The organism is Aeromonas sp. ASNIH1 (assembly GCF_002934285.1).
In the GTDB taxonomy this organism is placed as follows: Bacteria; Pseudomonadota; Gammaproteobacteria; order Enterobacterales; family Aeromonadaceae; genus Aeromonas; species Aeromonas caviae.
Map to the genome: position 1 here is coordinate 994,479 of NZ_CP026228.1, position 20,483 is coordinate 1,014,961.

The 20,483-nt window shown below is 54.8% G+C and carries 18 protein-coding genes; 3 read left to right on the forward strand and 15 right to left on the reverse strand.

Annotated elements, in window-relative coordinates:
• Window positions 1-212: 212 nt before the first annotated feature.
• From C2U37_RS24835 to C2U37_RS04810, 3 genes are all read right to left on the reverse strand, one after another.
• Entirely contained in the window at window positions 213-353 is a 141-nt protein-coding gene (locus C2U37_RS24835) for a hypothetical protein (protein ID WP_199770507.1), read from the reverse strand.
• 76 nt (window positions 354-429) lie between these two features.
• Window positions 430-1,110 (reverse strand): hypothetical protein, encoded by a 681-nt coding sequence (locus tag C2U37_RS04805; RefSeq protein ID WP_104451914.1) that lies wholly within the window; start codon window positions 1,108-1,110, stop codon window positions 430-432.
• Entirely contained in the window at window positions 1,107-1,439 is a 333-nt protein-coding gene (locus C2U37_RS04810) for a hypothetical protein (RefSeq protein ID WP_104451915.1), read from the reverse strand. The genes C2U37_RS04805 and C2U37_RS04810 overlap by 4 nt, the downstream gene beginning before the upstream one ends.
• A gap of 234 nt (window positions 1,440-1,673) precedes the next feature.
• On the opposite strand from C2U37_RS04810, the gene C2U37_RS04815 reads away from it, so the two are divergent.
• A complete protein-coding gene (locus C2U37_RS04815; protein WP_104451916.1) occupies window positions 1,674-2,942 on the forward strand; it encodes an IS4-like element ISAeme3 family transposase in 1,269 nt (422 codons plus the stop codon).
• On the opposite strand, the gene C2U37_RS04820 is transcribed toward C2U37_RS04815, so the two are convergent.
• From C2U37_RS04820 to C2U37_RS04855, 8 genes are all read right to left on the reverse strand, one after another.
• A complete protein-coding gene (locus tag C2U37_RS04820; RefSeq protein ID WP_104451917.1) occupies window positions 2,932-3,372 on the reverse strand; it encodes a hypothetical protein in 441 nt (146 codons plus the stop codon). The two genes, C2U37_RS04815 and C2U37_RS04820, sit on opposite strands and share 11 nt — an antisense overlap.
• Before the next feature lie 76 nt (window positions 3,373-3,448).
• The gene (locus C2U37_RS04825) at window positions 3,449-6,550 is read right to left on the reverse strand and encodes a type I restriction endonuclease subunit R (protein ID WP_104451918.1); all 3,102 of its coding nucleotides are present in this window, start codon (window positions 6,548-6,550) and stop codon (window positions 3,449-3,451) included.
• A gap of 57 nt (window positions 6,551-6,607) precedes the next feature.
• A complete protein-coding gene (locus tag C2U37_RS04830) occupies window positions 6,608-7,198 on the reverse strand; it encodes a hypothetical protein (protein WP_104451919.1) in 591 nt (196 codons plus the stop codon).
• Window positions 7,195-8,487: an AAA family ATPase gene (locus C2U37_RS04835; protein ID WP_042048484.1), complete on the reverse strand. Its 1,293-nt coding sequence runs from the start codon at window positions 8,485-8,487 to the stop codon at window positions 7,195-7,197. The genes C2U37_RS04830 and C2U37_RS04835 overlap by 4 nt, the downstream gene beginning before the upstream one ends.
• A 141-nt stretch (window positions 8,488-8,628) precedes the next feature.
• The gene (locus C2U37_RS04840; RefSeq protein WP_042048482.1) at window positions 8,629-8,883 is read right to left on the reverse strand and encodes a hypothetical protein; all 255 of its coding nucleotides are present in this window, start codon (window positions 8,881-8,883) and stop codon (window positions 8,629-8,631) included.
• 74 nt (window positions 8,884-8,957) lie between these two features.
• Complete coding sequence (locus C2U37_RS04845) at window positions 8,958-10,001, reverse strand: DUF4917 family protein (protein WP_158656229.1); 1,044 nt, start codon at window positions 9,999-10,001, stop codon at window positions 8,958-8,960.
• 4 nt (window positions 10,002-10,005) lie between these two features.
• Window positions 10,006-11,304 (reverse strand): restriction endonuclease subunit S, encoded by a 1,299-nt coding sequence (locus C2U37_RS04850; RefSeq protein WP_042048479.1) that lies wholly within the window; start codon window positions 11,302-11,304, stop codon window positions 10,006-10,008.
• On the reverse strand, window positions 11,294-13,156 hold the full coding sequence (locus C2U37_RS04855) for a class I SAM-dependent DNA methyltransferase (RefSeq protein WP_104451921.1): 1,863 nt from the start codon (window positions 13,154-13,156) through the stop codon (window positions 11,294-11,296). Before C2U37_RS04855 ends, C2U37_RS04850 begins: the two co-directional genes overlap by 11 nt.
• A gap of 286 nt (window positions 13,157-13,442) precedes the next feature.
• Between C2U37_RS04855 and C2U37_RS04860 the strand changes: the two genes are divergently transcribed.
• Window positions 13,443-14,540, forward strand: coding sequence for a hypothetical protein (locus C2U37_RS04860; protein WP_158656230.1), 1,098 nt, complete (start codon window positions 13,443-13,445; stop codon window positions 14,538-14,540).
• 19 nt (window positions 14,541-14,559) lie between these two features.
• On the opposite strand, the gene C2U37_RS04865 is transcribed toward C2U37_RS04860, so the two are convergent.
• The 3 genes from C2U37_RS04865 to C2U37_RS04875 form a co-directional block, all read right to left on the reverse strand.
• Window positions 14,560-15,591 (reverse strand): IS630-like element ISAhy2 family transposase, encoded by a 1,032-nt coding sequence (locus C2U37_RS04865; protein ID WP_001809438.1) that lies wholly within the window; start codon window positions 15,589-15,591, stop codon window positions 14,560-14,562.
• A 186-nt stretch (window positions 15,592-15,777) separates the two neighbouring features.
• A complete protein-coding gene (locus C2U37_RS04870; RefSeq protein WP_158656231.1) occupies window positions 15,778-16,593 on the reverse strand; it encodes a hypothetical protein in 816 nt (271 codons plus the stop codon).
• Window positions 16,594-16,783: 190 nt separating this feature from the next.
• A complete protein-coding gene (locus C2U37_RS04875) occupies window positions 16,784-16,981 on the reverse strand; it encodes a helix-turn-helix transcriptional regulator (RefSeq protein WP_158196628.1) in 198 nt (65 codons plus the stop codon).
• A 937-nt stretch (window positions 16,982-17,918) separates the two neighbouring features.
• Here C2U37_RS04875 and C2U37_RS04880 point away from each other — a divergent pair.
• Window positions 17,919-19,006, forward strand: a protein-coding gene (locus C2U37_RS04880; protein ID WP_088821966.1) for an IS3-like element ISAs22 family transposase whose coding sequence is annotated in 2 segments (ribosomal slippage) — window positions 17,919-18,171 and window positions 18,171-19,006 — 1,089 coding nt in all. Because the reading frame shifts where the segments join, the coding sequence is not laid out codon by codon here.
• Window positions 19,007-19,009: 3 nt separating this feature from the next.
• Here the strand turns inward: C2U37_RS04880 and C2U37_RS04885 are convergent.
• Window positions 19,010-20,293: a tyrosine-type recombinase/integrase gene (locus tag C2U37_RS04885; RefSeq protein ID WP_104451925.1), complete on the reverse strand. Its 1,284-nt coding sequence runs from the start codon at window positions 20,291-20,293 to the stop codon at window positions 19,010-19,012.
• Between the last annotated feature and the right edge of the window lie 190 nt (window positions 20,294-20,483).

A 20,483-nucleotide genomic window follows, 5' to 3' on the forward strand; every position in this document is an offset into this window, starting at 1 on the left:
TGGGGGCTCCTTGGCCCCCACTGCGTACACATCATTCGTCCTCATCCTCTGGATGCTCGTCATACCCCCGGCTCTGCCAGTAAGCATCATGCTCAGGGTTTAACTGACGGGAACGGTTGTCATCATCATCTTTTTTTGACATCACAGCCTCCAGAACATCACACGGCAAAGCCCTTGTTATGCTTCGCAGTGAACCAAGCTAGTCACGGTTATTACTTGCGATTTGGATTCAAGTTTTTACCATTGTTGCCCTGAGTTTGATCGTACTGACGATTAGTGCCAGGAGTGCCACGATTCGGATTCTGCATGTTGGCACTGTTATCAGCTGGTTTGATGGGGGATTGCTTTGACATAGAAGACTCCTTGAACGTTGATGGTCGTCAGTGCAACGTTGCGCTGACAAGACTCATCATCAATCAGTGCAATGCACTAAAAAGCCCTTCCAAACAAAAAGTCTACTGTTGCAGAGAATTCTTTTGCAGCGCCAAATTCTGCCTCGATATGTTGAGCGAGTTTGACCAGTTCAATTGGCCCATTTTCAGCAGCCAAGGTGACACGAACCGCATGTTGCGCTGCAACATCCAGTTCACCATCCAAGTAGCAACGTAGCATGGGATCAGCCTTGGCAAGGCTGGCACTACGAGCAACATTGCAGTCCAGAAGCCCCATATCCCCCTTCAATAAGATCTGAGGTAACACCTCAAATGGGTTATCCAACCTGTGTTTTCGGAGATCTAGATCAGGTGTCGCAAGTTTATGAACGAATGTTGCCGCATTCACGTTCAGATGGACAAGCTCCAGCAACGATTGCCGATTCATCACAATCAGGCCAGCAAGCTTGGCTGCTCTCTGCCGCACCTCTACATCATCAAAGATCAGCTTAACCTTGGCGGGATCAGGGAAGATCGCCAGCAACAACGTTGCATTGAACAATGTTGTTAGCTCGCACGTTGGTAAGCTTCTGTGATTTCGGTGAGAGATACGTTGAACATCCATATGTATCAGTTCATTGCGAACCAAGCTGTTCAACTGATCTTTGAGCTTGGGGTAGCTCGTCAACTTAATCCCAAACAGGTCCCTTACTGCATCTGCCAAGGTGTGCGAACTCATGATTGACAAGCTCCCCGTAACAACGACTCGGTTGATGGCGGCAAGCTCTTCTCATCTTTGTAACCTGCAACGTACCGTGCCCGCTTTAACCAGTCCCCCTTACAATCATGACCACGGTCATATTCATCGATCACGCCCTTGCAATAACCAGCACGTAATGCTTCAGAAAGTGACGTTATCAAGGCAGCTTTGAACGTGTACTGCTGATTGTTCTCATAGATCTGGATAGCTTCAACGCAACCTTCAATCAAAGTTGTCCGATTAGTCTCAGCCATCACCATCTTGGGCAACATCAGGATGAGTAACATTGGGACATAACGTAGCATCATCGCGCTTGCTCAACGGTTGGGGTAGAACGAAGGGATTGAAAACGAGGAGCTGCCAGATAGAGCGCTACCAGTAACAACAAACAATCTAAACGTTCATAGATTGCATCGCCGTGATACTCGCTAACATCGCCTCATGTACAGGATCTTTAGCGCCAACCAATTGAAATAGATATAAAAAAGGCTTCGTTTGTGATCTAATTTTATCGCCAAACAAAATCAACACGCGCGAAGCCTATGACCATTATTAATGCTAATCACTATCTGGAGCAACTCCTGGCTCCCGCCGCACTCGAGCGCATTGCTCGGCTCTGCAAGTTTTGTCTGCGTCAGCGCGCCATTACCCCTGCCATGCTCGTACCTGCACTGTTGCGGGCCATGGGGGGCGACCAGGTCAATGACATTGCCAGCTTACACCGTCATTTCAATGCCTTGCAGCTGACGAAAGAGCATCAGGTTTCTTACAAACCGTTTCACAATCAGCTGCGTAAAGAGAGCTTTGCCCTGTTTATGAAAGCGCTGGTCGAACGGGCCATCGCCTTGCGTATCGACCATCAACTCAAAGCGGCCTCCCTCGGCGCGTTCAAGCAGGTGTTATTGCACGATGGCACCTCCTTCGCGGTGCACCGGCGTCTGGCGGCTGACTTTCCCGGCCGGTTCAAGACCATCAGTCCGGCGGCTATCGAGTGCCATATGACCATGTCTCTGTCGGAGCAGAGCCCACTGTGCATGAGTGTGTCTGCCGATACCGCAGGGGAGCGGCAATTTCTCCCTGAGGCTCACAAGCTGGCCAACTGCCTGCTGCTGGCTGACGCGGGTTACATTGACAGGGCCTGGTTTGAGCAGGTGAACGACGCTGGCGGATTTTATCTGGTGCGAGGAACGCAAAGCCTGAACCCCAAGATAATCCAGGCCTGGCGCGGTGATGGACGGGAAGTGCCAAAACTGGCGGGACTGTCACTGAAAGAGGCAGGACGGCGGCGCTGTCGGGCCGAGGTGCTGGATATGGTGGTGAAGTCCGGCAAGGTCGAGTACCGCTTGATCCGACGCTGGTTTGCCGAGGAAAAGCGGTTCTGCTTGTGGATGACCAACCTGCCGCGAGCGGCATGGTCAGCAGAGCAGGTGATGAGCCTGTATCGCTGCCGTTGGCAGGTGGAGTTGTTATTTAAAGAGTGGAAATCGCACAACCGGCTCAAGGGGTTTGTGACGGGGGAGAAAGCCATCGCCGAGGGATTGGTGTGGACGAGTTTGCTGTCGCTGGTGATGAAAAGGCGGGTCGCGCAGAGTGTGATGACAGGGAAGCTATCGATGTTGAAAGCGTCAAAGAACAGTACGACATGGTGGTTGCCGCTATTGGAAGCAGTGGCCCATAGAGCGCTGACAGAAATAAGGGAAAGACTGGAATGGGCAGCTGATTATTTGGCCAATAACGCTTGCCGAACCAAGCAGAGAAAATCGATACAGAACAGGACCTTGGAAGGAGTTTTAAAGGGACTCAACGCTTAAGGTCCTGTACATGAACATCGCCTACAAGCAACGTTGCATCAGCAACAAATATGATGCCTACTGTTGCAAGCTCGACCACGTATACCCACCCCCAATATTGCAATGGTCGCAACAATCTCTGCCTGTAGGGCGTTGAACAATACTGGCAGTACCGCCAATGACGCCACAGCAAAAAGATCAGTAACAGCAACGTTCCCTTCTCAACAATGTCCATATCAGCTATCCCCTCGCCATATTCGAAGATGGCCGAAAAGAACGTCACAACGTAGCCTCCCCCAAGGCCCAGCAGCAGAAACCGCCCGAGCCAATAACACAACCGCTGGCACAAGCTCATCAAACGGTTATCACATCGTTGTAGCAACGAAGGTGATTCGGCATGGAACGTTGCATTACCAGATATCTGGCCAGACTCTGCGTGCAAGGTCTTCATGTAAGTACACCATCCTTGGGTGATATTTGATCCCTAAAGGGGAGGCATCAAGCCTCCCTAATCTTCCCGACAGATCTCACGCCCATGCCTCGCACAGCGCCTCGGCCTGGGCCAGCACCAGCTGGGTGGCCTCCTCCTGGCTGTCGGGCGGGTACTTGTACTTGCGCAGGATTCGCTTGACCAGCAGCCGCAGCTTGGCACGCACGCTCTCCCTGCTGCTCCAGTCCACCGTCACGCTGCTACGTAGGCTCGCCGTCAGTTCATGGGCGATCTTGGCCAGGATCTCGTCCCCAAGCGCCCTGACCGAGGCCTCGTTGTTGGCCAGCGCATCGTAGAAGGCCAGCTCGTCGTCGTTGAGCCCGAGCTGCTGGCCACGGCCACAGGCGCTGGCAAACTTCTTGGCCATCTCGATCAGCTCCTCGATGACCTGGGCGGTCTCGATGGAGCGGTTCTGGTAACGCTGGATCACCTTGCCGAGCAGCTCGGAGAACTTCTTCTCCTGGGCCAGGTTGGTCGAGAGGCGGCTCTTGATCTCCCCCTCCAGCAGGCGCTCGAGCAGCTCCACCGCCAGGTTGCGTTCGGGCAGGTTGCGCACCTCGGCGAGGAAGTCCTCATCGAGCAGGCCGATGTTGGGCTTGTCGAGCCCCACCGCCTCGAACACATCCACCACCTCGCCAGACACTACGGCGTTGCCGATGATCTGGCGGATGGCCAGCTCCCGCTCCTCGTCGGTCTTCTTCTTCGCCGTGAGCTCCTTCTTGGTGAGGATCACCTTGACGGCCTGTAGGAAGGCCACCTCGTCGCGTACCGCCCTAGCCTCGTCCAGCGTGCAACAGAGGCTGAACGCCTTGCTCATGGCCAAGGCATGGTCGGCGAAGCGCTTCTTGCCGTCCTCCTGCCCCAGCACATGGTTGGCGGCACCGGCCAGCAGCTTGTGGCCACCGGTCAGGTAGTCGCCGTAGTCAAAGCCATGCAGCAGGGCCCGCAGCACGTCGAGCTTCTCCTCCAGCACCGCATAGGCCTCGTGGGCATCCACCGTTGGCTGCCCGCGCCCCTTACTGCTGGTGTACTCCTTGATGGCCGCCTTGAGCTCGTTGGCGATGCCGATGTAATCGACCACCAGCCCACCCTGCTTGTCACGAAACACCCGGTTGACCCGCGCTATCGCCTGCATCAGGTTGTGCCCCTTCATCGGCTTGTCGACGTAGAGGGTGTGCATACATGGGGCATCGAAGCCGGTCAGCCACATGTCGCGCACGATCACCAGCTTGAGCGGGTCGGCAGGGTCCTTGAAGCGCGCCTCGAGCCGCTTCTTGACCTTGCCCGGATGGATGTGAGGACGCAGCAGCTGCTTGTCCGAGGCACTGCCGGTCATCACGATCTTGATGGCGCCCTGCTCGGGGTCGGGATCGTGCCAGTTGGGGCGCAGCGCCACGATGGCATCGTAGAGGTGGACGCAGATCTCGCGGCTCATGGCCACCACCATCGCCTTGCCATCCTGCGCCTGGCCGCGCTCCTCGAAGTGGGCGACCAGATCGGCGGCCACCTGCCTGATGCGTGGCGTGCTGCCCACCACCTTCTCCAGCGCCGCCCAGCGCGATTTGAGCTTGGCCTGCTCGCCCTCCTCCTCGTCTTCGGCCAGCTCCTCCACCTCGTCGTCGATGTGGGGCAGCTCCTCCTGCTTGAGGGAGAGCTTGACCAGCCGCGACTCGTAGTAGATAGCGACCGTCGCCCCGTCCTCCTTGGCCTGCTGCATGTCGTAGACGTGGATGTAGTCGCCAAACACCGCGCGGGTGTCCCGATCCTCACCAGAGACCGGGGTGCCGGTGAAGGCCACGAAGGTGGCATTGGGCAACGCATCGCGCAGGTGCTGGGCATAGCCCACCTGATAGCGCGACGCGCCTTCTGCCACGCCCGCCTGAGCGACCTTGAGGGTGGCACCGAAGCCGTACTGGGTGCGGTGCGCCTCGTCGGCGATCACCACGATGTTGTGACGCTCTGACAATACCGGGAACAGATCCTCGTCCTCCCCCGGCATGAACTTCTGGATGGTGGTGAAGACGATGCCACCGGAGGGGCGGTTGCCGAGCTTGGCGCGCAGATCCCCGCGCGTGCCGACCTGCACCGGCTGCTCACGCAGCAGATCCTGCGACAGCGAGAAGACACCAAACAGCTGGCCATCGAGGTCGTTGCGATCGGTGATGACCACGATGGTCGGGTTATCCATCGCCGTCTCTTGCATCACCCGCGCCGCGAAGCAGGTCATGGTGATGCTCTTGCCGCTGCCCTGGGTGTGCCACACCACGCCCCCCTTGCGGGTGCCCTCTGGCCGCGACGCCTGCACCACCTGAGCGATGGCCGAGCGCACCGCGTGGTACTGGTGGTAACCGGCGATCTTCTTGACCAGGACGCCGTCCTCCTCGAACAGCACGAAGAAGCGCACGTAGTCGAGCAGCAGGGCGGGCGTGAGTATGCCGCGCACCAGGGTCTCCAGCTCGCCGAAGGGACCGAATGGATCGAGGGTAACCCCGTCCACCGTGCGCCACTGCATGAAGCGCTCTGCATTGGCCGACAGCGACCCCATGCGCGCCTCGCTGCCATCGGAGATGACCAGGATCTCGTTGTACTGGAACAGGTCCGGGATCTGCGCCTTGTAGGTCTGCAACTGCTCGAACGCCTTCCAGATGTCGGCCTGCTCGTCGGCGGGGTTCTTGAGCTCCAGCACCACCAGCGGCAGGCCGTTGAGGAACAGGATGATGTCGGGGCGGCGGGTGTGGTGGGGGCCCTTGATGGAGAACTGGTTGAGGGCGAGCCAGTCGTTGGCGGCCGGATCGGCAAAGTCGGCGAGGCGCACAAAGTCGCCCACTGTCTCCCCGCCGCGCTGATACTCGACCCTGACCCCACCCACCAGCAGACGATGGAAGGCGCGGTTAGCCATCAGCTGGGCCGGGGTGTCAAGGTTGAGCACCTGGCGCACGGCATCCTCGCGCGCCCCGGCTGGCACCTTGGGGTTGAGCCGTTGTATCGCCTCGCGCAGCGCGTCTTCCAGCACCACCTGACGAAAATCGCTGCGCCAGGGGTTATCCGAATCCGGGGCTACGTCGTAGCCGCAGACGGTGCGATAACCCACCTCGGCCAGCCACCCCATCACCTCTTGTTCTAGTTGGTCTTCGGTCATCGTTCGTTGGCTCTGTCTTGTAATGGGGAGTCTGAGATCGGGCTCCATGGCGGCCACTTACACCGCGATCTGCTTTTCCACCGCCATCGCGATCAGAGGGGCTACCTCATGCAGGCCCTCCAGCGTCAGTTTGCCTGCCTGATACATCTGATACCAAGCTCGGCGTTGCTGCAGTACCCGTTCATCATCGCGCAGATGCAAGCGGATCAGGGTCTGCTCTGCTAACCCGTGCAATGGCTCGGGCACCCGCTCCGGCACCAGTACCAGTTGCAGTGAGGGCAACAGCACCTCAAACCACCCTGAACGCACATCCAGCGGGTCAAGAATTCCTACCGCTTTGTTTTTGCTGCTATTGATCCAACCAGCCGCAAACCGGTAATTGGCCCATTCATAGGCCAGGGATTCGTCGGCATCGATAGGTAGGAAGTGATCCACCGTACCCACCGGCTCATACATGGCACCATAGGCACACAGTTGACGAAATCCATCGGCCAGCTGCGGTTTGAACGGACTCCAGTAATCTCGGGGACGCTGACCGGGCTTGCGATCCGCCTTGGGATTAGCCTGTAACCATTGCTGCCCTGTCTGGCGGCACCTCGCGTCAAACTCGGCGGGCTCGGTCAGCCTCGTCTTGTCGATCTCGATCATGCGCCGCCCTTCGGTTTGCTACCGGGGATCTGCTGTGTCTCAACCAGCCAGCGCGGCCAGAAATCATCGTGCCCGGCCAGTACCCGCAGCAGCTCCTTATGGATGGCCGCCTGGGTCTTGAGATTGCTGGGCAGGGGCGACTTGTCGCCTCGCATCCAGGCTTCCGCCGCCTCAATGGCTCGCTCGGCATCGATAGATCGTGCCTGGCGCAGACCGAAGGCATCGGATACCAGCCAGTTCACCACATCACCCTGCTTGGCCCAGAGCTCCTTCGTCACTTTGGCCTGTCCACCGTCCAACTGGATGTTGAACACGGCATCCTTGTCTACATCAAACTCCGGCTCTACCGACGCCAGCACCAAGGGGGAATGGGTCGCCACGATCAACTGCACCGGCACCTTCTTACCGGTCAGAGCCTGCATCACCCTCAGCAGTGCAGGCACGACCCGCCGCTGCCATTGCGGATGCAGGTGACACTCTATTTCATCGACCAGAAAGATGATCTCCTTGGCCTGCTTGCGACCAGTCTGCTCACAAGCCAACTGATGCTCGCGCCAGGTCCAGACCAACAGATAGGCCAGTGCCGCGATGCGCCGCATGCCAGCCGAGGCGTGCACCAAGGCCACGTCTTGGCCATAGGGCATGCGCAGGGAGGGGTAGTCCTTGACGTCCAGACCGAGGCGAACCGGCTGCCCCGGCACAAGTTGCTCGTCGTCCGAGGCAGACAGCGCCTCCAGCACCTTGCAGAGGTCGGCAAAGGCTGGATCCTGCCCCTTCTGCCACAGCACCCAATCGTGGATGAGACCATTGCAATAACGAATGCCACCTGGCCCTTCCAGTCCGTTCCACACCTGTTCCGGCGTAAAGTTGAAAGCTCGTGCCCGCTCGGCGCTCTCCTCTTTTCCATCGCCCTGCCAGTAGTTGCGTGCCGGATCCCAGGCCGAAAAGCTGCCATCAACCCCGGCATAGATCACCACCCCCGGAATAGCGGGACGCCCCTGCTTGGTGGGCCACAGCTGCTCACTGCGCTTGAAACTGCTGGTTTCGGCAAAATCGCCCGGTGTGGACTTGCTGTAGGCGTAGCTAATGGTGCTCTTCGCCTTGCCCTTGGGGGGGATTACCGCGATACCCCGTGCCCAAGTGCGGGTCAGCGTCCACCAGGCGATATCGAGCAGGAAGCTCTTGCCCAGGCCATTATCGCCGGTGATAAAGTTGAGCCTTGGGGCAAAGTCGACCGGTCCGAAGGTATCGGCGGGGCCGACCCCGGTGAGTGATAGGCTTTTCAGCATATTTGGCCTCTATCAGAACAGTGGCCCGGCATCACCGAACCAATAAATCGAAAATAACCGGGTAGTGCCAGACCAAATTTGCTTTGGTGGTCACCTCGGCCACAAGGAATGACTGTGGCCAGGCTCAAGAGTGTTTGATATTTAGCTAGCAACGAGCACTCCAACTAGAAACAGCCTCATCTCTTCAGGCGCCATCTGCTTATCTAGAGACTGCTCTCTGAGCTTGTTGAAGAATTCTCGCACGGCAGGATCGCCCGCTGGGGTGATGGTATCAAGCCACTGACCAACTACGTGTCGCATCAGATCCACCGATTGTTGAGATTGCACCAACGTATATGCCGTTAGTGCTTCTTCTGCTTGCCGTACAAGCTCAATCTTCAGGTTATTGGATTGCATCGCTCAGCTCCTTTTGTGCGTTAGAGAGCCTCAGTTGACCCGAAATCAGACGGGGTAGCAAGGTTGTGTTTCTTTTAGCCAGCATGATTCCAACACCCTGCGCTTGCTGCATCAAAAAACTCTACACTCTCGATACCTGCGTACTCTTTAAGCATTTTTCTCATCTGTGATATTTCAGACTTAATCTCGTCTTCAGTCTTGTTACCAACAAACACAGACACTGCGGCACGGGGGCATTTTGATAACGCCAGTTGATGAAGGATATGAGTATCCTGTTTGCCTATGCTCCAGCCATAAATAGTGATGCTATCTTTGGGGCTAGGTAATGCCTGCTGAAACACGTGTGACAGATATTGAGATTTGCTGATAGCGGCTACCTTTTCTGTCGCCGAGCCCTCACACACAAACAGAGGTTGACCATCATTTTTACGCCAGCGTTTGGTTATGCTGTTCAACAGACCATCGCTGTCGGCAACCAGCTTACTTTCTTCGCTGCCCTTGGTTTGGTACAGGGCTAGATTACCATGGGGATAAAACACCTTAGTCATCCCCTGTTCAGGCTCAACAGAAAGCTGAGTATTGAAAAATAGTTTTTGAAGTTTCTTGGATGACAAGTGCAGATTCTTAGACACAAACCCATCGTTAAAACGCCTGTTATTTACTTGATTATTGCCGAGTAACGCCCAGTAGATGATCAAGTCGTAGTTGAGGCTGAATACTGTCGAAAAACCCGCCATAAACCTGCCAATTTGCACGAGCCCTTGTTTATCACATATGACCTTGTCTGGATGAATTCCTTTTACTGTATTGATAAGTGCGCGTCGCACGTCTGTATATGCCTTGCGAACTTTCTGACTCTCGATTTTGGCAAGCTCAAATTTTTGATTAATAAAGTCAGCCTGCCACAAGCGATATAACACCCCTTCAAAATCACGGCTATCTTTGGTGAATTGCTCAAATACCTGCTGTGCGGCAACGCTGATAAGCCCGTGAGCACAACCATACTCATACAAGCTGTTATAACGAAAATGGGGCTCTACAGCGATACTGCCACCATTCCCAACGATCAGCGTGTCACTGTAATCAGCATGTAACTCCCGCCATTCCTTTAGATCCACCAATTCAGCTTACCTCCTCTACCATGGCCTCTACCTCTGGCAGCCGCAGTTGGCCGGAGATTAGGCGGGGCAGCAGGGTGTCGCGCAGAGTGGCGAGGGTTTGGGCTTGTTGATGATTGGCCGCAACCTTATTGAAGATTGGTTGGGCAACTTCATGGAACGCGCACAGCACGTCACCATCAGGCACCACACATGACAAGCCGCTTACTACCTCAGATCGCACTGCCGGGTAGGCACCGCCATCGGCCACATGCGCCAGATGGTCGATGCTGTTGTCAGACGTCGCCGCCAGAAAAACAAATTCAGTGTTGCGATCATGCCGTGGTCGAAGCACTGCGAAACCAGTGCTACCCGTGAGGTTGGCGCTAGCGTTGCTGATGAAGGCAAAGGAGCGGTTTCCGGGCCGTACAGTGCCGACGATAGTGTCGCCATCTCGAAGAACCCGCCGGGCGCGGCTCGGTGCTTCTTCAAAACTGAACTCAGTCACCTCTGCGATCACGTTGTCCTTGGTATTGGCCAAATCGACATAGCGCACCGATTCTGGATGTGTTCTGGAAGTCCAGGACTCAGGGTTCAGGTCGGACAAGTCTGCCAACGTGCCAACCCGCCACCCCTTTGGCACTATGCCGAGCTCGGACTCTTCGAAGCTGGCGGGGAACAGGGCTGCAACCTCGGGAGAAAGACCGGCGGGCTCCTCGCCAAGGGCGCGGGCATGGACCGGGTCGAAGTCGACAAACCACGACTTGAACAGCGCCTGGGCGATGGCTTCCAGCGTGGCGTTGGTCTCGCGCAGCAAGGCTATGCGGTCGTCGAGCATCCTGGCGATACCGCCTATTTGGATCTGCTCGCTGTCTGAAAGCTTAGGAATTACGACTGAACCGATACCCGCAGCACTGATGTTTGCTTGGGCACTTCCCGCTGATGCCCCCTCAATGAGGTTGTCGAAACCTGGAAGTGAAACAACCGCATAAACAAAATCATCAAATAGATGTCCTTTCTTCGCAGAGATCCTTGCCACTCGTTGATTAAGGTATGCAGGTTCAGTAAGACGAAACCGGCCTGCCTTTCCGACTGTAGCCCCCGTCATGGCCATTAGGATGTCACCATCTAACAGCTCAAACCGTTCAAGCCCTTTTAGCTTATCGGGAGCGATGCGATCCACGTTTGCCAGCGAAACACTAGGCGGCTGAATGTTTGCTATTTTGACAACAGCCACCCCTGTATCTGAAAAGTCCGCGCTCTTGAATGCAAAGCCTCCCTGTACCTCTGCGATATCCGAGAGTTTGCAGGTATCAGAACTCATATCCCAGCCCCCCCAGCTTCTGGCGAATGACCTGATCCAGTTCTGCGCCCTTGCTCATCTGCTCGCCCAGCTTCTCCGTGAGCTTCTGCATCTTGTCGGCAAAGGCTTCATCGTCCTCCTCCACCTCCTCGGCACCGACGTAACGGCCCGGTGTGAGCACATGACCGTGCTCGGCGATCTCTGCCAGGGTCACGCTGCGGCAGAAGCCCGGCACATCCTCGTAAACCAGTTCGGTCTCGCCGTCTGACTTCCAGGCGTGGAAGGTATCGGCAATCTTGGCGATGGTGGCCGCATCCAGCTCGCACTGCACCCGACTCACCATGGTGCCGAGCTTGCGGGCGTCGATAAATAGCACCTCGCCGGGGCGGCTGCGCTTGCTCTTGGCGAGGAACCAGAGGCTGGCGGGGATCTGGGTGTTGAAGAACAGCTGGCCCGGCAGGGCTACCATGCACTCCACCACGTCCGCCTCCACCATGCGGGCGCGGATCTCCCCTTCGCCGCTCTGGCTCGAGCTCATGGAGCCGTTGGCCAGCACGATACCGGCGCGGCCACCGGGCTTGAGGTGATAGAGCATGTGTTGCAACCAGGCGTAGTTGGCGTTGCCTGCGGGCGGGGTGCCATAGACCCAGCGCGGGTCGCCATCGAGGCTGCCGTGCCACCAGTCGCTGATGTTGAACGGCGGGTTGGCCAGCACGAAGTCGGCGCGCAGATCAGGGTGCTGGTTGCGGGTGAAGGTGTCACCGGGTTCCTTGCCGAGGTTGTAGTCCATGCCGCGAATGGCGAGGTTCATGGCCGCCAGGCGCCAGGTGGTGGGGTTGGACTCCTGGCCGTAGATGGAGACATCCCCCAGCTTGCCGCCGTGGGACTCGATGAACCGCTCGGACTGCACGAACATGCCGCCCGAGCCGCAGCAGGGGTCGTAGACCTGGCCATGGTGCGGGGCGAGCACCGCCACCAGGGTCTGCACGATGCTGGCGGGGGTATAGAACTGGCCGCCCTTCTTGCCCTCGGCGTTGGCGAACTCGCCGAGGAAGTACTCGTACACCTGGCCCAGCACGTCGCGGGCGGCGCCCGGCTCGTCGCCGAAGCCGATGGTGGAGACCAGGTCCACCAGCTCGCCGAGCTTGCCATCGGGCAGCTGGGCGCGTGCGAAGCGCTTGTCGAGGATGCCCTTGAGGCGGGGGTTCTCCTGCTCGATCAACACCAGCGCGTCGTCGATGCGCTTGCCAATGTCGGCCTGCTTGGCACTCGCCCGCAGCGCCTCCCAGCGCCCCCCTTCGGGCACCCAAAACACGTTGACCTCGCGGTAGTAGTCGCGCTCTTCCAGCTCCTCGGCCAGAAACTCGGCATCGGCGTCGTGCAGGTAGTAATCGTCGCTCTCGTCGGTGAAGCGGCGCTCAAGCTCTGTCCGGCGCGCCTGGAAGGTGTCGGAGACGTACTTGATGAAGATGAGGCCCAGCACGATGTGCTTGTACTCGGCGGCGTCCATGTTGGCGCGCAGCTTGTCGGCCGAGGCCCAGAGGGTGCGCTTGATGCCGTCGATACCGCTCTCGGCCGGGGCGGCCTCTTTGGCTTGCTTGGCTGGCTTGCTCTTGGCGGGCTTGGCCGCTGGCGCAGTACCATCCGCACTCACTGCAACGCCTTCGGCTCGTAGCACCGAGCCACCACGACCCCGTCCTTTGCGCAGCTTTCCAGCCTCTATCAGGGCGTCACGGGCCGCCGTGAACTGCTCTTCGGTCAGCTCACCGAACTGCCCCTTGAGTGTTTCCAGCAGGGACTGGTTGCCGATGCTGCTGCCATCCTCGGGGACGGCGGCCAGCAGGGCGGTGGAGAGTGTCTGGGGGTCGAACATGTGTTACTCCGGCAATGGCCGCGCCCGATGGGCACAGACAACGAAACAGGTGGACGGACGAAGCATAGAAGCGCACCGAAACGGCAACGTTGCGGCCCATCGCTAACAGGGTATCGAGTCTATACAAATGAACCTGATAGTAACATGGGGGTGAGTCACATCAGGGCATTACAGTAACAGGCTCGTACTGCGCACTCCGAACTGCTACTGGGCATTTGTAATGAGCCCAACAGTTGGTGCATGGTATCAACCTGCGACACAGGCTGCATGCTGATAGGTAAGAACCATGCAAGGAACCAAGATTCCCTTCGGTGAACGTGACGATGTTCTGCTGCGTGCCTTCGAGGTTGCAAACGGGCTCGCATGCAACTGTATCTGTCCTGGATGCCGGAAACCGTTGGTTGCCGCCAACGGGGGATTGAAGGTTATCCCTCACTTCCGGCATGCCCAAGCCGAAGATTGTTCCCGAGGCTATAAGGAAGGTGTTCGACGTGCAGCTGTCGCCCTGATTGCAACCCAGCAACGCCTTACACTCCCGGCCTACTACCACCAGATCAACGCCACGACCCACTCCGGATCCACCTTGCGAAGCGATGTCACCTTCCCCTCAGAGGTCATCCTCGCCGACAACGTTGTACGGTTCGTGGATCTCGGGGCGGTAAGGGCACATGCGGTGGTTACCAAGGCAGAACGTCAACTGCTGGTATGGATAAAGGTATCATCTCGTACCCAACACGAACGGCACCAGCGCCTTGCCAGCATTGGGGCCTCAGCGATAGAGATCGATCTCAGTCGACTGACACTTGAGCTGATCAATGACCCAGCAACATTCGAGTATGCGGTCCTATCCAATCCCGACAACAGATCCTGGATCCGTTCTCTGCGAGGGGAGAGGTTAGGGGAACGAGCAGCAGAGAAGATGGCCGCTGAAGTTGCAACCGACAATGCCCGATGGGAGCAGGAAAGGGCTCGCTATCGGGCACTGGAAGAGGCCCGACGAGCAGAACACGAGGCCAAGTTTGTAGCAGCCGCCAAAGCACTTGCGGCGCAAAGGAAGCTACAGTCGGCGGCTGTTGAGGCCCAACGTGCCATGAACCAAGATGCATGCCTGCAACGTTCAGAACTGCTCGTGAGTCAGGTACTTCGTGCGGCCCGTGAGTGGGGAGGCAACGCTGTCGAATGCACGGCATGTTACCTACTTAGCCCGCCAGATACACAATCCTGCCCCTACTGTGCAAGCAACGCCAGTCCGATGCCGCCATTCACGGTATCGACTGAGTATGCGGCTACGATCCACCATCGAATGCGCAGTTCACCCAAACCGAATCGGTCAGTGCAAGCAGCGCCGATCCTGCGAATCCAACCTGAGCTGCCTGATGACTAAATAACTGATCCCAATAGTGCTACACCTTCGCTGTGCCATAGCCATTCCCCGGGAAAGGAGACACGGTATCCATGAAGTGTTTCACTCGGGCCAGCAGGTTTGCCATCCCTCTGCATTGATGATTGCGCGTGATGGTTTCATGTAACTTGTGCCATAGCCGTTCTATGTGATTAACCCAAGGGCTGTAAACTGGCTGGAACACCAGGCAGAACTTGGGATTCTTCTTCAACCATCGCTCGGTCTGTTTGCTTTTGTGAATGATGTAGTTATCGAGGATCAACGTGATGGTTTTGGCTCGTCGGTAGTGGTGGCGCAGCTTTTCCAGCATGGCAATAAACAGCGATGAGTTTTTCTTGATCCCGCTGACGTAAAGTACCCTTCCGTTGCCTGCGTGGAGAACGCCTGCCAGATAATGCTTGGCATTCTGCCCCGGTGTGACAACCCGCTTTTGCTGCGCTCTGAACATCCAGTCGGCTCCTAATTTGGGATTGAGGTCTATATCGACTTCATCCTCATAAAACACCGGATTATCGGCATCACAGCGGGCCAGCGCGGCGTCGATATTCGCCATTTTTTCCTGATAGGCTGGGTCTTTTATCCGCAAGGTCGGCACGGGCCTGCGCCAGACAATGCCCATACGAGGTAACCATCGGCGGAGCGTGGAGGCTGCCACATTGAGCCCTGTTAACCGATTGATTTTTATAGCCAATAGTTCAGTACACCAACGGCTGCGCTGATAACCAAAATCTTGCGGAGAAAACTGCATGAGCAGCACCAGTAGGGTGACAATCTTGGCGATAGGTAAGACTGGGGCACGGCCAGCCGGTAAGGCTTCTAGCGCATCTATGCCTTCATCTCGATACCACCGAAGCCAACGACCGATGGTCGAGCGCGCAGCGCCGGTAAGGTGATGAACATCGGTGATCGTGCGTCCTTCATGTAACAGCAAGATGGCCATCAAGCGACGAGCATGTCCTTTATCACGGGTGGCATGGATGATTTTGTGAATGCGGCGCCGTTGTGGTCGTGGCAGAGGTGGTAGGATAGGCATCAACTCAGTCCTTTGGGTGTGGCTTGTTTTGTTTAGCGACTAATCAGATCGCACAAACTGGACTGAGTTCCCTTCCTCCGGTGATCTACTATTCGGAACAGCTATTTAGTGTTGGCCAACTAATAAAGTGAATAGACAGTTCCATAGCACTGTTTGGTCAATCCAAGCACATAGAGTACCAAAGAGTCATCTTTTACCACGGACAGACTCCTGCAACGTTGCTCCATATTGCCGTACCTCATACATGAACTCCAAATCAGCTAATTTCAACGAATCCAGCATCAGTAATGAATCAACAAACTTGCCATTTGATAACCGATACTTCTTTGTTAGCCTGTTGCCTTCTTCATTGTACCGAGCTTCCACTCGCTGCCACATGAACTTACAGATATACGCAATTTGCTGTAATGGATCCTTGAACTTTTGAAACAGAACAGGCCTACGTTTTCGAACGTTGACGTTGATTGGTGGACTCTGGTTAGCAAACACTTTACGAAGTCTCTCCCACTGTGGAGAATGGGAGTCTTTGCATCTGACCAAGAGGTGGAAATGGGGCATCCAACGTTGATACTCTGATTGATAATCCACTTCAAAGAAGCCTATCACAATGTCCTTTACACCTGCGCGATCTAGTTGTTTGCGTAACCTATCTTTCAAACGAACAATATCTTGGCGTTTTAACTCGCGAGCCATCTCATCATAATAGATGAAGGTTGCAGCTTTCCACTCTGTATAGTCCTCACAGAAACGTGTCAATTGACTTATCTTCCTTAGTCGCAACCGCCTTACACATTCAGGGCATGCAAGACTATAGCAAGGCTCCTCCTCATTACATTCCGATAGCTTTTCAGCAAGTGACCTCGCCTCATCATCACGAGATCTTAAAAGTTTATTTATTCGTACATCCTTCTCCTTCCAACATGCTTTGAGTGTCTCAAACTTTGGCAGCAAAGAATCAACATCAATAAGTTCGCTTACCCTTGCATTCATGAACTTGTTCATTATGAATACCTGATGATTCGTGGTGTACGTTCTCAAAGCCATAATCTGCCCCTGTGCCAACACAACTACATGCTCTAACAGAAACAAGCGGTCTGTCGTGAAACGGTGAACTTAACTAGAGGGTTCGATAAAGGTTGAGAATGTGAAATGGACTATCAAGCACAGCAACTTAGTTGCTCATATGCTGGACTCACTCTGGTTTGGTATATTGCAGGGCATTCATCCAGCCTTGTATATCAGAAGAACGCCACATCACTCGACGGCAACCCTTCTGCTGAACTGAACTTGGAAAGTCTCCCTTCTTTATCAGACGATAGATCGTAGCGCGAGAGATGGTGCAACATTCGATAACTTCGGCCAGGTTCAGCAAACGTGTTTCATGTTTCATAAATGACTCCTCGTAATGGTCGAAGGTCATTTACAGATTTCGAAAACAGGAGCGGCGTGACGCATTCTCTTCTCCTCAATGTCGTTGCAGAACGTACTGAAACACGTTGAATGTGCCACCACCATGGGGTCATATGCCTAATGTCCCATCTTGAGCAGGCTTCAGCTTTAGAGCCATTCATGGTTACCACGTACAGAGAAACCCTGTGAGGACGACAAGGAGCGAGCCGTGAAACATACCGGTCATGGTGGCTCGATAGATGGTTGAAACTGTTGAGCGTGTGGTTCAGTGGCATGGTTAACCACCTGCCTCAGGAGCTCTCAGAGCTAGGGAAGGAGAGCAGACGTTTCAAGGCCGAATGCCTTCCGGATTACAACGTCGTTGTAATCCGTTGCAACGTACGAGCAAAAAACACAACGTAACAGCATGAAAAACATGATTATTTTTCAATGTGTAGAAACATGAAAATCTGAAACCTTCGCAATTCTAGGACAGCACAAATGGTCTGGTTTACAACGTTAGGGAGCAAACACTCCATTCAGTGATCTCTCTGGTCTGCCCTAACATATGATGATGAACTGTCGCGACAACCCACCATGACCGATGTGGATGACACGACTTTCGATACAACCACTCCATCGATACCTCCTTGATGCACTAGTAGCCATTCAAGTGTCACTACGCGTCGGATGGTATCATCACATCGATGAACCTCCAGTCTCGCTCCGCTCACTTGCTACCGCAGTATCAGCAAACAGAGATAACGTTGCAGATGTATACCAACCAGATTCTTGATTTCAAATCTAGTTCGTCCACACTACGATGAAGTCATCAACGTATCCAGATAGTCTGCCCAACGCTGCAACGGTAATCCCCCCGAAAAACTGAGGTGCTCATAAGTAGAATTTTCTCGTATCTTGAACGCAGGAGGTTCTACATGAAAACATCACGCTTTAGCGATGCACAGATCATCGCCATCCTCAAGCAGGCCGAGTCTGGTTCACCCGTCCCTGAGCTCTGCCGTGAGCATGGCATCAGCTCCGCCACCTTCTACAAGTGGCGCTCCAAATTCGGTGGCATGGATGCCTCTCTCATGGCGCGCCTCAAAGAGCTGGAAGAGGAAAATCGTCGCCTTAAGAAGATGTATGCCGAGGAGCGCCTAAAGGCTGAGATCATCTCCGAGGCGATGGCAAAAAAGTGGTGACGCCATCTGCCCGCAGGGAGATGGCGACCAAGGCTGTGGCTCATTACGCCATTTCTATCCGTCTGGCTTGCCAGGTGTTCAAGGTGAGCGAGGGTTGCTACCGTTATCAGCCCGTGCTGGCTGATGAAAACCAGGAGATTGCCGACTGGCTACTGCGCCTCACCGCCAACCAGCGCAACTGGGGTTTCGGACTGTGCTTCCTGTACCTGCGTAACGTCAAAGGCTTTGGCTGGAACCACAAGCGGGTCTACCGGATCTATCGGGCGCTAGAGCTCAATCTGCGGATAAAACCCAAGAAGCGGCTAGTACGCGCCAAGCCGGAGCCGTTGGCAGTCCCTGACCAACCGAATCACTGTTGGTCGATGGACTTTATGCATGACCAGCTCAGCGATGGTCGTTCGGTGCGGTTGTTTAATGTGATCGATGACTTCAATCGCGAAGCACTGTGCATCGAGGTGGATTTTTCCTTGCCTGCCTCGCGAGTCAAACGGGTGCTGGAGCAGGTCATCGAGTGGCGGGGCAAACCAGCCGCAATCCGCTGTGATAATGGTCCGGAATACATCAGCGAAGAGCTCAAGCAATGGGCGCAGCAGAAGAGGATTGCGCTGAGGTATATCCAGCCAGGCAACCCGCAGCAGAATGCCTACATAGAGCGATTTAACCGCACTGTGCGTTACGACTGGTTGGGCCATTACCTGTTTGAGTCACTGAATGAGTTACAGGAATTTGCCACGAACTGGCTGTGGGTTTATAACCATGAGCGGCCCAATATGGCGCTGGGCGGCTACACGCCGAAACAGCGCTTGGCACAGGCCGCATGACCTCTACTTTTGAGTGCTCCAAAAAATGGGGGGATTACCCAACCACTCTCGGCTTTGCTCTGTGTATCTATGAAGATCATATGTGCCGATCAAACCTTTCTTGGTATGCCCGAGAATGGCTTCTGCTACTTCAGAAGGACATTGCAAACGAGACAGTCCTGTTCTAACCGTTCGACGGAGATCGTGGGGAGTCCATCGAGGAATATCTAACATCAAGTCTGCTTCTCTCATTACCCAAGCACTTTCAGTTAACTGCTTCTGTTTAATTGGCTTTCCCGTCCTCTGGGATGGGAACAAGTAAACTTCATTTCCTATCTTATTTATTCTGAGAAAATGGATGCATTGACGAGGGAGTTGAATCTCTCTTGCGACACCAGTCTTTGACTCTCTGATATGGAACACTCCCTCATTAAGGTCTATGTTTCGCCAAGTAGCCTCACATATCTCACCTGTCCGGCATCCTGTCCATAACGTCATTCGAAATATGTTCTTTTGCACTTCAGTGAATTTTGAGCTAGGCAACCAAGCGAGAAACAGCTTAATTTCATCGTCATTCAAAAAGCGACTACCTTTTTTTGATGTCAGCTTCACCTTTGTTCGAACCAAACTCACTTTTGCTTGAAGCGCAGGGTTGATAAATTGATCGTCAAACTTTCCCATCCCCATTGAATAATCGTAAGCGGCTAGAATTTCGCGCAATACATTTCCAGCCTGAACATTAGCGCCTCGATTCACGATGGACATAACAAGATCAATAATATCTTGTCTACTCACATCACGAGCCAATCGCTCACCAAGCATTGGAACCGCATCGCCATACAGAGTGCGCCTAGCCTCAGCCTGACCTTTCTTTTTCCTTGCCCCACTCTTTATCGTACCATTAGGTAAACGTTGATCTTCTATATGGTTTTGTAGATAAAGCTCGATCATCGCTTGAAGGGTGAACATCCCGAGTTCGCTTTCATTCTTGATTTGCTGTTTAAGCTCAAGCGCGGCAGCTCTCGCCTCGGTAGCCGGACATCGGCCTTGTTGCCTGATGAGCTTAAGCTCCCTTAGCTTTATACGGGCCTGCTCTAAGGATACGGCTGGAAATACGCCAAGTGAGATCTGAATTAACTTATTTGTTACTGGGCTCGTATAACGATAGAAAAATGTCTTTTTACCTGTCTTCCCACAAGTAACACGAAGCCCTCTGTTGACCCCATTGTCAGCCTTATCGCTATCCGTTGGCTTCATGACTTCAATTGCTCTAAAGGACAGTGCTTTGTTACCCTTGTCCGCTGGCATAACCGACCTCCTATGGCTGATGCATACGCTCTCCTAGCTTGGCCGCATGCATAGGGCTTAATGTCACTGTAGGCTACAAAATCAAAACCTACACTTCAACCTACATTTTCGCCTGCGATTGGGTGAGATCGAGTGAGACTCTCAGAGCAAACAAGAGACCACGAAAACACCATAAGCCATTGTAATATAA

Bases quoted from the DNA above. Each gene is read 5' to 3' on its own strand.
- C2U37_RS04820 (WP_104451917.1), bottom strand. From the start codon at position 3,372: ATGAAGACCTTGCACGCAGAGTCTGGCCAGATATCTGGTAATGCAACG.
- C2U37_RS04830 (WP_104451919.1), bottom strand. From the start codon at position 7,198: ATGATCGAGATCGACAAGACGAGGCTGACCGAGCCCGCCGAGTTTGAC.
- C2U37_RS04825 (WP_104451918.1), bottom strand. From the start codon at position 6,550: ATGACCGAAGACCAACTAGAACAAGAGGTGATGGGGTGGCTGGCCGAG.
- C2U37_RS04860 (WP_158656230.1), top strand. From the start codon at position 13,443: ATGCAAGGAACCAAGATTCCCTTCGGTGAACGTGACGATGTTCTGCTG.
- C2U37_RS24835 (WP_199770507.1), bottom strand. From the start codon at position 353: ATGTCAAAGCAATCCCCCATCAAACCAGCTGATAACAGTGCCAACATG.
- C2U37_RS04870 (WP_158656231.1), bottom strand. From the start codon at position 16,593: ATGAACAAGTTCATGAATGCAAGGGTAAGCGAACTTATTGATGTTGAT.
- C2U37_RS04805 (WP_104451914.1), bottom strand. From the start codon at position 1,110: ATGAGTTCGCACACCTTGGCAGATGCAGTAAGGGACCTGTTTGGGATT.
- C2U37_RS04885 (WP_104451925.1), bottom strand. From the start codon at position 20,293: ATGCCAGCGGACAAGGGTAACAAAGCACTGTCCTTTAGAGCAATTGAA.
- C2U37_RS04865 (WP_001809438.1), bottom strand. From the start codon at position 15,591: ATGCCTATCCTACCACCTCTGCCACGACCACAACGGCGCCGCATTCAC.
- C2U37_RS04810 (WP_104451915.1), bottom strand. From the start codon at position 1,439: ATGATGCTACGTTATGTCCCAATGTTACTCATCCTGATGTTGCCCAAG.
- C2U37_RS04875 (WP_158196628.1), bottom strand. From the start codon at position 16,981: ATGAAACATGAAACACGTTTGCTGAACCTGGCCGAAGTTATCGAATGT.
- C2U37_RS04855 (WP_104451921.1), bottom strand. From the start codon at position 13,156: ATGTTCGACCCCCAGACACTCTCCACCGCCCTGCTGGCCGCCGTCCCC.
- C2U37_RS04835 (WP_042048484.1), bottom strand. From the start codon at position 8,487: ATGCTGAAAAGCCTATCACTCACCGGGGTCGGCCCCGCCGATACCTTC.
- C2U37_RS04850 (WP_042048479.1), bottom strand. From the start codon at position 11,304: ATGAGTTCTGATACCTGCAAACTCTCGGATATCGCAGAGGTACAGGGA.
- C2U37_RS04840 (WP_042048482.1), bottom strand. From the start codon at position 8,883: ATGCAATCCAATAACCTGAAGATTGAGCTTGTACGGCAAGCAGAAGAA.
- C2U37_RS04815 (WP_104451916.1), top strand. From the start codon at position 1,674: ATGACCATTATTAATGCTAATCACTATCTGGAGCAACTCCTGGCTCCC.